Origin of the sequence: Granulicatella sp. HMSC30F09 (genome assembly GCF_001806915.1) — a bacterium.
GTDB lineage: Bacteria > Bacillota > Bacilli > Lactobacillales > Aerococcaceae > Granulicatella > Granulicatella adiacens.
On record NZ_KV786438.1, the window covers coordinates 1 to 701 of the forward strand.

At 32.1% G+C, this 701-nt stretch carries 3 pseudogenes; all 3 read left to right on the top strand.

Annotated features, from left to right (window positions below):
• Positions 1-223 (top strand): annotated as a pseudogene (locus HMPREF3103_RS09545) (hypothetical protein); the annotation flags it as partial.
• 116 nt (positions 224-339) lie between these two features.
• A pseudogene (locus HMPREF3103_RS09745) lies at positions 340-441 on the top strand (hypothetical protein); the annotation flags it as partial.
• A gap of 18 nt (positions 442-459) precedes the next feature.
• Positions 460-701: pseudogene (locus HMPREF3103_RS09355) on the top strand (IS3 family transposase); the annotation flags it as partial.

The following is a 701-nucleotide window of genomic DNA, read 5'->3' on the forward strand; positions in this document are numbered from 1 at the left end:
AAAATATGGCCCTGATGGATTAATAGACAGTCGAGGAAAACGAAAACCAGATAATATACAGACAGAAACTGAGCGTATTCGTGCAGAAATGGCTATATTAAAGGCACGAAACGAATATTTAGAAACAGAAAATGTCGCACTAAAAAAATTACAAGAAGTGGAAAGCGAGTTGATGTTTGCCAAACGAGATTTGAAGCGGAATATCAAACGATTAAAAAATTAAGTAAAAGAGGATTTCATATCACCCAATTATGTAAAGCATTAAAAGTTAGTAGAGCTGGCTATTATAAATGGTTAAATCGTGTCCCTTCAGAATCTGAAAAACGACTACGTCGTTTAATGTCATTAATACACGAAGTATATGAATCCGTTCAAGGTATATATGGATATCGTCGTATCACAATCTATTTAAACTATTATAGAAATGCGAAGGTGAATCATAAATGTATTCAGCGCCTTATGAAATTAATGGGATTAAAGGCAATTATACGAAAAAAACGTTATCGTTATAAATCTAACTCTGAAGAATACACCGCAGCTAATATTTTAAATCGAGAATTTCAGAAAGATTACGAGCCAATGGCTCTACTATTAACGGATATCACTGAATTGAAATATGGAAAGGGAGAAAAAGCTTATTTAAGTGCAGTTTTAGATTATGGTACAAAGAAAATAGTTGCATATCAAATATCTAAACAAAA